This window comes from bacterium (assembly GCA_037147175.1).
Taxonomy (GTDB): Bacteria; Cyanobacteriota; Vampirovibrionia; order Gastranaerophilales; family UBA9971; genus UBA9971.
Genome location: JBAWVS010000062.1, coordinates 1 through 12,213, shown reverse-complemented (window position 1 = coordinate 12,213; position 12,213 = coordinate 1). Strand labels below are relative to the sequence as shown.

The window sequence follows — 12,213 nt, the reverse complement described above, 5'->3', positions numbered from 1 at the left end:
ATTAACAGGTTAATTATACCATATTGTAAATTTTTATGTTTTTAGGAGTGCCCATAGGAAAGATATAACTTTTAGCAGGGTTGTAGCAGTCTACTAAATAAAGCAATACAAGCTTCGCCGTAGGGCTTATATCGAACCTGCATAAACTTTGTAAGGTAATCTTACTTAATTTGAATTGTGTCGGTTTTTGCTGTAGTAATGCCGCATTTTGCATTGTTCCTTTAATCCTCCAAAAATATTTGCATACGAAACTCTTGCAAATTCCAGAAGAAGTCTTATAATAAAGTTATCAGATTTAATAAAAGAGTGCTTCTTCGGAAGTGCTTTTTTTGTTTGTAAAGTTTTTGATTTAAATCATGTCTCATGATATACATATATTTGTAGATGTCAATAACTATATTTTGTCTACTTTGGCGGTTAAATGTCAGTCAATATACAGGGTAAGAATTATGGAAAACGAATACAAGGTTTCAGAATTAGCAATCATTTTGGGGGTTCAGCCTAAGACAGTTTACAGAATGATTGAAAGGGGTGATGTCAATGTATCTGACAGGATAGTCAATAACCGTAAAATGACAGTTATTTTGCTTACTGCTTCTAGGATTGAAGAGCTTAAAAAAAATTATGGTAAAATGACAGACACTTCTAATGTCATTGACGTAGAAGGTAAAGAAATATTGACAGACAATGACTATAATAAATCAGTCCAAAGCCAATCTATACAATTAAATCCATTGGAAACAATCAATAAGCTTGTTGATACTGTTGTTAGCTTACAAAGTCAGGTCAATGACTATAGTGTCAAAGCTGGTCAAACAATGCTATTGACAGACAATTTATTACAAAAAGAAAAAGACTTAGACTATTGGAAAGAAGAATTTTTTAAATTAAAACTTGAAAATGAAAGAAATAAAGATAAAATAGATCAACTTGAAGCTGAAAACCAACAGCTTAAACAAAAATCATTTTTCGGGTTAAAGTTCGGAAAATAAATCCATGCCAAATAAAAAGTTTTACACATATATTTTACTAACCATTAATAATAAACTTTATTGTGGTTATACAGATGATCCCGAAAAAAGATTTGAATGTCATCTGAACGGCACAGCTTCAAAATTCACTAGAGCAAATAAGCCTGTTAAAATTGTTTACAGCAAAGAATATTTAACAAAATCCGAAGCTATGAAAGAAGAATACAGGATTAAGAAGCTTACAAGATTGCATAAGAACGAATTGATACAAAACAATAACCCTTAAAACGAAATTAAGGCAGCCCTTGAGCTACTGTCTGATACTATCAATATTATTTGTTTTTAGTATAATATCAATAGAGATTTAATTTTTTAAGCAAACAGAGAATCAAAGGCAACTTTATGAGTGAAAAAACAAAATATTTCTTCGTTGATGAATCAGGTGATGCAACTTTTTATAACGGTAAAAATGAACTAATACTTGGACAAGATGGATGTTCCCCAATTTTAATATTAGGTTTGATAAAAACTAAAAGCCCCTCTTTACTGAGAACAGAATTAGAAAAATTAAGACAACAAGTTATTAATAACCCATATTTTCAAGGGATACCCTCTTTAAAGTCTACAGCTTTAAGCTTTCATGCCAAAAACGACATTCCTGAAATACGGATGTTTGTTTTCGATAAATTAAAGGAACTGGATTTTAAAGCCGAGTTTGTTGTTGCTCGAAAACATGAAGAAATATTTAAGAATAGACACAAAAAGAATCAAGATTTGTTCTATTTTGACTTGGTATCAAAGCTTTTTGAAAATAATTTACATAAAAATCAGCAAAACAAAATTTATTTTTCTAAAAAAGACAATAAGACAAGACAAATACATTTTGAAAATGCTATTTTATCAGCTAAACTTGCTTTTGAGAACAAATTTAATGTTCAAATAGATAACAATATTGATGTATTCGTTCAAATACCTTCTGATGAGCCTTGCTTACAGATTATAGATTATATGAACTGGGCGTTATACAGAGCTTATGTCAAAAATGAAACAAGGTTTTTAAATGTTGTTGAGGATAAAATTGATTCAATATCAGATATTTATGACTATAACAACAAGCCGAACAATATTTATAACCAGAAAAACAAGTTTGATATTAATAAAATAAGCCCTTTGTAGCTAGTCTTTTCAGACAGTGGAAAGATCCCAACTTTCGCATGCAAAGGACTTTTTATTTAAGACTTTAATTTTTAAATTTTGTTTCTTTATATTATTATTATTACATATTTGAGGATTTTTACAAGATGTTTTGGTAAATAATTTTTCCAGCACCCTGAAGATTGTTTAAAAAATCCCGCTGAAGGGTATAAATTAAGTATATTACCATTATCATTGGGGTTAAATAAAATGAGCTTAAGAAAACAAATAAAGAAATTCTTTACAAGCCTTGAGAAGACTAAGAAAAATGAGAAGTTAATGGTGGATAGAATTGATCCACAGGTACTTGAAGCAATAAATGACTATGCGGAACTACTGGACAGGGCAAGAAAGAATGTTGGTATCAGCGTAAAAGACGTAATTTCTAGCTCTTTGATAATGGGATTTCTATTAAGAAGCCACCTAGAGCGTTATGAGCTGGAACAATGCCTGAAAATAAATGCTTTTGAGAATCTATAAATAAAAATTGCTAGAGGATCAATAAAAAATTCTTAAAAATATTATGCTATTATTGCTTCTGCATTATCACCTACAGGTTTTAAAGAAATATTTTCTGGTAATAATTTCTCTGGAGCTTCTTTTGCTGTTTTAGCAATATCCGAAATTAATACAGTAAATACCCCTTTAGGTTTATCAGCCATTTTGTCCGCTCTTTGATAAAGTTCAGCCAGTGTTGAGAATCCTTTTTGTAAAGCTTGCTCTGGTTGTTCTTTTAAAGCACCTTTTAAATTTTGTAGAAATGCTGGAGCATAGTATAAAAGAATCCCTTTGTCTTCAATACCCGTTCTATTTAAATGGGTGGTTAATGTTTTTTGATGTTCATCAGATAAAGATTCAAAGACATTTCTTATTGTTTTGGCTTCGCCTGTACTTCCTGCTCTTGATAAAACTGCCAATTTTGCCAAAGCCTTGTCTTTTGGAGTATCAAATGGCATTTGTAATGCTTCTGCTTTTGCTTGCATAAAGCTATTATAGACCGTAGCTTCTGATTCTCCGTTAGACAGTCTTTTTATTGAATTAATTCCCTGTTTGAAGCCTTCATAAAGAGGATTTGTCATAACTACAGAACCGTCAGGATTAACATGTCCTGCTGCTCCTGCAATATCATAAACAGCGTGTGTTAAATAATAATCCATTGCTTTAGGGTCGAGATTTTTTAATCCTGTTAAATTTGCGGGGAGATTCTCAGCTTGTAAAAATTGTCCAATATTAAATTGAGGTTCTAAGCTTCTTACTACTGTATCTTTGTGTTCGGGAGAAAGTCTTTTAAACGTAGGTACTTCTTCAGGTGTGTGTTTAAGAGCGTATAATAATATATCATCGTGGTCTACGGCATGAATGCCCGTTTTTTGCTGAATGTCGCTTACAACAGACTTGATTTTCCCTAAATCATTAATAACTGTATATCCAATCATTGCATCTACATCTTCTGGCTTCGGTAACACTTCGTGAGTATATCTTTTTAAATGGTCAAAATTTTCACGGGTTAATTTAACTTCGGGCTTTTGGCATTTTGTAAATTGTTCATAATCACCTTTAAGAACCCATTTTATTGTTTCTATTCCCGTTAATGTCCTGTCAAATTCCGTATGTTGTTTACCAAAAATGGCTTCGGATATAGATTTACTTGTTTTGGCAACACCTTCTGGAGTTGCATTCACAGAACCAGTTAGCCAGCTTAGTTCAGGATACCTTCCTAATAATAACTTAGCTGATTCAATTGGACTTTCGGTTTTTAAAAATTTTCCGACAAAAACTTCTGCACTTTCAATGCCTTTATTTAAACTTCCTGTAAAAGACAGTTTATTTAAATGCGCATTCGGTTGTAAGTTTAAATTAATCTCAGAATGGCTGTCATTGGTTTCGTTAAAGTTTTTTTGAACTTGGCTATTTGAGTTTTTGAGATTGTTTTGCTGTTTGCAAACTAAGCTTGGATTCACTTTCATTATTATATTCTCCTTTGTGGTAACTTCTGTGCAAAATTTCTTAAGTATGGAATTAAGTTGGGATTTTCCGTTGCATTATGTCCTAATTTAAACATTTCCCTAATACAGTCGTCAATGTTGTCAAGACCATAGGTTAATTTATACATAGCAGAAAAAAGTCCTGTTCTATCTTTTCCGTGAGTACAATGTATAAAAACTTTTTCTCCTTTACTTTTTGCTTGTTCTATATTAGCAAAGAATGTGCTAACGTGATTTTCAGGCGGATTATCCCAAGAAATAAAAGGAAGATGTATATGTTTCATTCCTAAAGCTTTAACAGCCTGAGCTTCATCAAATTCGTTGCCCTGATAACCTGTTCTAAAACTGACAATAGTTGAGAACCCTTGCTTTTTTAGCTGTCGTAATTGTTCCAGAGTTGGATTACCCCCTCTATATAGACAATCATCCACTTTTTGGAAATTTTTAATACTTGAGGATACCCCTCTAAAAGAAGGTTTCAAATATATTTGCGGGTTGTAACTGTAGTGTGAATTTAATAGCATTTGTTTATATTCCATATTTTACTAATATTTATACAAAGCACGTGAATATAAAAAGTTGCTAAAATTTACCCCCCCCGTTATAATTTGTTACAATCTTTTCCGAAAAAATTTTAGCAAGCAGCTTCCATACACCTTTAAAATATACCACGCCAGTATAAAACATGCCTTAAAATCGATCATAGCGTGTCTAATAAAGATAAAACTAAGAAATATTGAAAGAGCTGGACTTATACCAGCTCTTTGTAATCTATCTCATTCATTTTCAACCAGTTATAAAGGTTATAAGGAAGTGTACCGTATTTTTTTGCTATTTTAGTTTTGGGAACACCCGTTTTTATCATAGCTTCAATCTCTTCTTTATGAATATCTAATTTGCTTTTACCCCTGCCTTTAGGTCTTCCTAACATCATACCAGCTTCTTTCTTGGCTCTAAGAGCTTCTTTAGTACGCTGTGAAATTAAATCCCTTTCTATTTGTGCAACAAGCCCAAAAATAGTGCTGGTAATTACAGAAGTGATTGATTTATCATCAGAGCAAAAGTTTTCTTTAAGGCTGTACAAGGTAAAATTCTTTTGTTTTGACAGGTCTATGATTTCAAGAATCTGAGAGATGCTACGAGCGAGGCGTGAAAGTTCAGGAACAATCAGCACATCACCGCTTTTTAAATCGCATATAAGCGATCCTAGCAGCCTATCTTTATAATTGCTCGTACCTGTTACAGTTTCTTCAATAAATTCTACGTTACCGAGTTTTTTATCGTTAGCAAAACGTAAAATATCGCCCTTGTTTTTTTCGGTATCTTGAATTAAAGTTGAAACTCTTAAGTAAGCATAAGTTTTTGACATTTTCCGCCTCATTTCTTGATTGCATAATGAAAACTCAATATCCTGATATTTATTATATACCCATGGCTAATAAAAGTTAAACCTTTTTGTTATATAATTTAACATAAAATAAATGTTCGTATTCGTTATATAGTTTTTAGCAGCATTGAAAAGTCCCAGATCATAATAAGTTCGTCAAAAAATCACCGATGCCGATAAACTTGCCGTTTTTGTTGTAAGTTTTATTCTCTTTTTCGTTAAATTTTCCCAAGTAATTCCCGTTTTTAGATCTGATTTCTTTGTTCCCCGAAGAGTCTTCTTTGATAAAACCGATTAAATTTCCGCTTCTGCTTCTTAAAGTTTTTTTCATTTTTTAGTTCTCCTTTTTAGTTGCTGTAAGAGGATAGCAGGGGGATTTCCCCCTTACTTCATGCGGCTATTAATTCCAGTTCTGTATTTTCAGTAATTTTATTACTATCTTTTGTTATGTATTCGAGAATCTCACCTGCTTGTTTACTTGCGGTAAAGATAAAATTGCTGTCATTCTCAAGAATTTTAAGCCATGAATTAATGTAAGCAACATTATTACTGGTTATTTCTTTACTATCTATGCCATATTTGGCTAATATAAACATACTTGAAATTTCTGCTGTTAATTCTTCTTTAGCGTACTCACTAGAACCAAAAGAATTAATGAGTTTTCTATTTAATCTTGATTCATGACCTGTAGCGTGTGCTATTTCATGCATAGCTGTAGCGTAATAGCCATGTACTGTTTTAAATTGTCCTTTAGTCGGTAAGTAAATTTTGTCTTCTACTGGTCTATAACAAGCCCTATCCTGTGCAGCGTATACTATAGGACAATCAAAAGTATTTATAACTTGTTCTATATCGTTACTTCTTAATGCAGGATCAATAGTTTCATTAATATTTACTTTATTTTTTAAAGTTGTCTGATCCAAGTTAAAGACGTTATAATACTTTAGCAGTGGTATTTTTTTCTTTTCCCCGTCTTCATTAGTATTTTTTGAGTCTATCAGAGAATAGAAAACTATCATTGTAGACTTTTCACCTCTCAAGACACTGTGATCTAACTTGTCCACCTGCTTAAATGTCAACCAGTATGGTGATTCATAGTTACGATTCATTGATTTTAAAGTTAAGATTAAATTGTTAATAACTGAATACGCTTTTTTACTTTCATAATTTTGAGGCTGGCATGGCTTCCAAGCTTTTGACCATAAACTTTGATTAGTTTTAAGGCTTTCGATAATTTCAGCAGTAATTTTTGCCTTAATTTCATTTGTTTGCATAGAAATACCTCCGTAATTCAATATGAATACGTATTATGGATAATATGAAGCGGCTTTTTATATGAATTTATAAAATTAGAATCTTAATGAATATGGCGTTAATATCACTCTACTTTATTATAATACTTGTAATCCCTGTAATTATATTATTACATATGTATGAGCATATATCTATACGTCAAAAGACTATAATTAATGGTGATAGAGCTAATTTTAAAGAGGTATACCTCATCGTTATTAGATATACCTCCGAAATTTTTCAGAATTTCTATATATTGAACTTTCCATATAATGTGATACAATGATATTAATGTAATACAAACATGGAGGTAATTTATGGCTACTAATAAAAATATGATCTCTTTAAGACTTCCAGAAGAAACAAAAACAAAACTTGAACTATTAGCGGATGCTACAGACAGAAATAAATCTACTCTTGTCTTGGAAGCTATTGATAATTATATAGATATACAATCGTGGCAGATAGCAGCTATTCAAGAAGGAATAAAGCAAGCTGATAACGGCGAATTTATACCTTATGAAGATATTAAGGCTAAGTGGTTGAACAAAAAGGCAGCTCTATAGTATGAAAATTATAATTACACCTGCAGCCGATCGGGACTTAGATGATATTGAAGCATATATTTTTAAAGATAACCCTACAGCAGCAGTAGAGGTAGCCCTTACAATACTTGAAAAAATTGAAACTATAATTGTAAATAATCCTAGCATTGGCAGAAAAGGACGAATATTAGGCACAAGAGAATTTGTAATGGCGGATTTACCCTATATAATTCCTTACAGAATAAAGGAGGAGGCTTTAGAAATCCTTAGAGTGATTCATACATCAAGGAAATTCCCTAAAAAATAAAATTATGTAAATATTTATTAACATACATCGCATGGGGGATTGAAAGTTATTTTAAAACATGTTTAAATAATAAAAGAGGTTTGAATATACATCTTAATAATAGTTGCAATTAACAACAATCTTTTGTTAGTACAATCTTTATATCCTTAATATGTCTTTACATACAGTATTGTTTTTTTTAAAAGTATATATAAATTTTAAGTAGTATTTGAATATAATGTTTGTTTATCATTATTTAGTATAAAATATATAAACTATGACTAATGTTTCTTCTATATCCAGCAGTAAATTTCTTGTTGATTCTATTGATATAATAGTAGATGATGAATTTATTATTGGGAAAGACTGCTCTATTTTATTATCGGAAGATACAAAAATATCTATTGATTTCGATTCCGCTAAAAAGATGCTTTCAAATTCATATAGCTGGTATAACAGTTGTAGTTACAGCAACAAAGAAAATAAATTATATCAGGAGAGGTTTGATAAGCCGTTTACTTTCTTAAAATCCCTGTATGAAGACGGTAATGAAATAATTTTAAGTAGATTTTTATCTTTGATAAAAAAAGAAAGCTTGGATAAGTTTATAAATCATTTTGAAGACAGATACCTGTTTCAGTACATCAAGATAATTCCCAGCTTAAAAAATCAAACAAAAAGCAGACATACCCATCCTGAAGCAGGAGATTACATCAACAACCTGTATTACAGAATCAATATTAAAAAATACAGGGAAGTTGACAAAAAAGTCCTTGAGAAAATAGATTACAGGTATTTTTCAGACCTGCTGACAATATTAGTGTTCATGGAGTGGTTACGGTATTTGGATGACTATGCTGCCGACTATGTCAATGAAAATAATCTTGTACCACCGCCTAATTTGTTTAATTGCATTACTTCCGATGTGAATTTGGTTACAAATATAGTTCAAAAAGCCAACATAAAAGTAACTAATACCAAAGTCACCAGTATTTTGGTTAGAAATATACTTAATTCTTCAAAGTTCTTCTATAATGACTATTTCGCTGAACTCTCTCAAATTAAGTTACGTGGAGAAAAAGAGACGGCTTCCTGCATCTATGAAAAACAGTCTTTGATCTATGGGTTTGATGACAAAATCTATAATGATAAGGAAAACACAGGATTTTATCATACCAAGAGAAGCAATATAAATCTCATCATTAAAAAAGTTACTGCTAACAGTGCGGAACGTAATATGTGTTTAATATTACGAGTTATAAGCTCTAATAATATTAAAGGTATTTGGGATTTGCCTGTTACTACAGCTGAATATATATTTGAGCTGTTAAATAAAGGGGAAGATAAATTACAGAAAGATTTTAATGAATTTATTTATTTTAGTTTACTTTATGGTTGTGCAGAATATGGAAATGATTTTGCTTCCATAAAAAAATCTTTTTTCCATTGCGACAGGACATTTTTATCTCGATGCGGATTAATAAAGAAAAAAGATAAAAAATATTCACTAAACAATGATGCTATTTTGGTACTTTTTTGGAACAAACTTAATGAAGAACATCTTAATGCGGAAATGGAAAAGCTCGATAATAGAAATTACAAAAATTATTTTAAATATTTTGAAGATATAAGCCGATACGCTAAAAGTTTAAATAAAAAACGTGCTAAGGCAAAAGAAAGAGCTATTACAGATTTTGTTACTTATTTCAAAGGTTGCATTGATGCTGAATAAGGTTATTATTGATAAATTTAAAATTATGATAAGTGAAGCGGATATGAAGCTTTACTTGGAAAACGGTTATATTTCGATAGAAAACTTACTGGCTGAAAATAATCTGAATAACGAATTTATTAACCCGAAGGATAAGCCCATAAGGCAGCTAGAGAAGACCTACAACAAAATTCTAAGTATATATTTCCCTGAATACGACTACTTCTGTTATAGAAGATATGGCAGGTTATATATTAACTTCAATCCTACAAGGGCATACAGAGAAAAAGATACAATAAATTTACAGATGATCCCGAATGATGTCTTTTTGAATTTGTTGAAAAAACTCGGAATAGTTGATTTGGATATTCTTGTCGGAAGTAACTTAATCAAAGGCTTTCAAATTACAGAGATGCATCTGACTAAAACATTTATGGTTAATAACCACGTTTCAAATTCTTATGTTCCCATGCTGCTTACAGAAATTCCGTATAAAGATTGTTTTTCTCCTGTACTGCACCAAAGTATAGAAAGTGATAGTTGTTATTTCCATAGGCTGGCAAAAAATGACGAGAAACACTACACTTTTTCAAAGATAATAAAGTTCTATGATAAAAAATTTCAGCTCTACAAAAGGGGATACGGAAAAATAAAGCTAAGAGAACAGTTAAGCAATGAAGAAGCGGAATTGCTACAAGATCATTATAATAAAGTTACCAATACCCTTACATTGAATGAAAATTTAAACTTACTTAGAATAGAACTGGCTTATACCTCAAAAAGTGTCGGCTATATTTATGAAAGGCTTGTTGACACTGGAAAGAAAAACAGGAAACTTTCTTTAAGAATAGTAACAGATTGCCTAAAGCGTGGAAATTTGTATGATAAATTAGATGCCGTATTCACAGAACAGCTTAATAGCAGCATTTTTTGTAATGAACTTGCATCCACAACAGATACAAAAGCTTTTTCTAAAAATACTCCTTATTATAAAAGAATATTACCTTTTATGGATTTGGATAAGGATGATTTACTATACTTAAAAATGCTATTAAAAGATTTGGGGTATACAAATTCTGAAATAAATAAAGTAGTAGAGCCTTTTATCCATAAGAATAAAAAAAATGTATGTTACTACAATGAGTTATGTGATTTAGTAAATGCTCCAGTATCATACAACCCTGATTATAACCCTTCATTATACGAACCCTCTATACCAAAAGGAAGTATCGCCGTTATTCCTGAAGAAGATACTTGCACCGATGCAGATGAAGAAGACAATAATTATCCCCGTCAGGGTATGTCGGAAGATATAGATCAACTTGAAGATGATTTTACTTGGGATGATGCTGATGATATTGAATTCGATGATTTTGATGACTTTGAATAAGATTTATAAAAACAAATATGTTGTTTTGCCCTGTAAAACTTAAATTATTATTACAATACAACCTTGCATTAAATTTAAAACGAATAGAAGAAGCAGGAAACAACTTATAATTCTTCATGGATGAAAGTATATATCCTGACCTAAACATTAAATTATGAGCCTCTGAAGTACCTTATATCACCTTTGTTTATAAAAACAAGCATGTGCCTTTGCGGATGTACTTTTTAAAATAGCTTCAGCAACCATATGAGATTTTGAGATTTTATAGTAAAAATTTCAAGCAATACCTCAAGCACCTAAACACGCACACTGACTGCTACATGTGTAATAATTTTATAGTATTTCACCAGTTGCTTACAAGTATTACATAGTCGTTTTTGGCAAATTTTATTTAATTTATTGGTTCATTAGACAGACAACATAGGGCATTTGATACAAAATTACCCACCACGGAAAAGGAATAGAAGGCATACCTTATTTTTAAAATAAATATTTATCTTAAAAATAACCCTGAAAAATGTCGGTTCGCTTAGAGTGTTTTTCCCTGTTATTTCAAAACTTTTTCAAATAGATTATTACCACTATAAAAAAGAGCTGCTTTAAAGGCGGTTAATTTCATCAGGACACAGGAATACAAAGGGAACGCTCTAAACTTTCACCGTAGGGCATCCCAGTACTTGCTAAAATACTTTTTAACAACATAAATCTAGTTCAGTAATTTTAAAATGTTCCATTTTACCTTTATTCCTATTTAAGAAAGATATTAAGTGTGCTTTATTGTTGCTAAATGCTTTGTATCCTGCTTTCAACATTGCTAAAGTTTCTTCTTTTTCATTTTTCAGGATATTTTCCTCCTGTTTTTGTGGTTGCTCTTGAAATTCTCTGATTTTTGACATTCTCTGATTGTAATAAATGTCTATGTTCTCTTGCCTAAAATAAGGCTCCTTATTATTTATAGCGATAATTTCACTATCCGAGAGCATAATAAACTTATTGAGGTTAGTTTTTTGAAAATCTGTTAAAGACATTCTACCAAGTTTTATCTTGCATAAATGTTCTTTATCCTGATCCGAAAGATTTAAAATTTGTTCATAGTATGCGACAGTATTAGTTTTTGCTAATTCTAAAAGATTTTTAAAAATAAAAGTTTTTTCTGTTTTTTTATTTAGTTCTTTTTCTGTTACTACATGATTCGTTTCATTTTGACACTTTAACGGTTCAATTTGGACTGCATCAGGTGTCATATTAAGCAGGTCGAAAAAAGTTGGAGTTAGATTATATCTATTAGAAAATTTTAGCTCTATGATGATTATATTCGCCTTAGAAAGTTCTTTTACTGCTCTCTTAACACTACTCAAAGAAATCCCTAGTTTATCTGTAATTGTTTCCTGCTTAGGGGCATCTCTAAAAACTAATTTTTTGACGAGTTTTTAATTCTAAAAATTTGTATT

The 12,213-nt window shown here is 30.9% G+C and carries 14 protein-coding genes; 8 read left to right on the top strand and 6 right to left on the bottom strand.

All coding sequences use genetic code 11. From position 1 onward, the window contains the following. Positions 1–449 precede the first annotated feature (449 nt). The 4 genes from WCG23_11860 to WCG23_11845 all read left to right on the top strand — a co-directional run bounded on the left by WCG23_11860 (position 450) and on the right by WCG23_11845 (position 2,645). Positions 450–992 carry a hypothetical protein gene (locus WCG23_11860; protein ID MEI8390564.1) on the top strand — a complete coding sequence of 181 codons (543 nt, stop codon included), beginning with the start codon at positions 450–452 and terminating at the stop codon, positions 990–992. Between the two features lie 4 nt (positions 993–996). After that, positions 997–1,257, top strand: a complete 261-nt coding sequence (locus tag WCG23_11855) for a GIY-YIG nuclease family protein (GenBank protein ID MEI8390563.1) — start codon at positions 997–999, stop codon at positions 1,255–1,257. Between the two features lie 116 nt (positions 1,258–1,373). Beyond that, positions 1,374–2,147 (top strand): DUF3800 domain-containing protein, encoded by a 774-nt coding sequence (locus WCG23_11850; protein MEI8390562.1) that lies wholly within the window; start codon positions 1,374–1,376, stop codon positions 2,145–2,147. Between the two features lie 297 nt (positions 2,148–2,444). After that, entirely contained in the window at positions 2,445–2,645 is a 201-nt protein-coding gene (locus tag WCG23_11845) for a hypothetical protein (GenBank protein ID MEI8390561.1), read from the top strand. Between the two features lie 41 nt (positions 2,646–2,686). Here the strand turns inward: WCG23_11845 and WCG23_11840 are convergent, their stop codons facing one another. From WCG23_11840 to WCG23_11820, 5 genes are all read right to left on the bottom strand, one after another. After that, on the bottom strand, positions 2,687–4,132 hold the full coding sequence (locus WCG23_11840; GenBank protein MEI8390560.1) for a hypothetical protein: 1,446 nt from the start codon (positions 4,130–4,132) through the stop codon (positions 2,687–2,689). 2 nt (positions 4,133–4,134) lie between these two features. After that, positions 4,135–4,674 (bottom strand): dual specificity protein phosphatase family protein, encoded by a 540-nt coding sequence (locus tag WCG23_11835; protein MEI8390559.1) that lies wholly within the window; start codon positions 4,672–4,674, stop codon positions 4,135–4,137. Between the two features lie 227 nt (positions 4,675–4,901). Further along, the gene (locus WCG23_11830; protein ID MEI8390558.1) at positions 4,902–5,519 is read right to left on the bottom strand and encodes a recombinase family protein; all 618 of its coding nucleotides are present in this window, start codon (positions 5,517–5,519) and stop codon (positions 4,902–4,904) included. Positions 5,520–5,679: 160 nt separating this feature from the next. Then, positions 5,680–5,868 carry a hypothetical protein gene (locus WCG23_11825; GenBank protein MEI8390557.1) on the bottom strand — a complete coding sequence of 63 codons (189 nt, stop codon included), beginning with the start codon at positions 5,866–5,868 and terminating at the stop codon, positions 5,680–5,682. Positions 5,869–5,926: 58 nt separating this feature from the next. After that, the gene (locus WCG23_11820) at positions 5,927–6,811 is read right to left on the bottom strand and encodes a zincin-like metallopeptidase domain-containing protein (GenBank protein ID MEI8390556.1); all 885 of its coding nucleotides are present in this window, start codon (positions 6,809–6,811) and stop codon (positions 5,927–5,929) included. Between the two features lie 336 nt (positions 6,812–7,147). On the opposite strand from WCG23_11820, the gene WCG23_11815 reads away from it, so the two are divergent. From WCG23_11815 to WCG23_11800, 4 genes are all read left to right on the top strand, one after another. Further along, complete coding sequence (locus WCG23_11815; protein ID MEI8390555.1) at positions 7,148–7,396, top strand: ribbon-helix-helix protein, CopG family; 249 nt, start codon at positions 7,148–7,150, stop codon at positions 7,394–7,396. A 1-nt stretch (position 7,397) separates the two neighbouring features. Further along, on the top strand, positions 7,398–7,682 hold the full coding sequence (locus WCG23_11810; GenBank protein ID MEI8390554.1) for a type II toxin-antitoxin system RelE/ParE family toxin: 285 nt from the start codon (positions 7,398–7,400) through the stop codon (positions 7,680–7,682). A gap of 256 nt (positions 7,683–7,938) precedes the next feature. After that, a complete protein-coding gene (locus WCG23_11805; protein MEI8390553.1) occupies positions 7,939–9,393 on the top strand; it encodes a hypothetical protein in 1,455 nt (484 codons plus the stop codon). Beyond that, positions 9,383–10,762, top strand: a complete 1,380-nt coding sequence (locus WCG23_11800) for a hypothetical protein (protein MEI8390552.1) — start codon at positions 9,383–9,385, stop codon at positions 10,760–10,762. Before WCG23_11805 ends, WCG23_11800 begins: the two co-directional genes overlap by 11 nt. A gap of 692 nt (positions 10,763–11,454) precedes the next feature. On the opposite strand, the gene WCG23_11795 is transcribed toward WCG23_11800, so the two are convergent. Continuing rightward, positions 11,455–12,120, bottom strand: a complete 666-nt coding sequence (locus tag WCG23_11795) for a hypothetical protein (protein ID MEI8390551.1) — start codon at positions 12,118–12,120, stop codon at positions 11,455–11,457. Positions 12,121–12,213 lie beyond the last annotated feature (93 nt).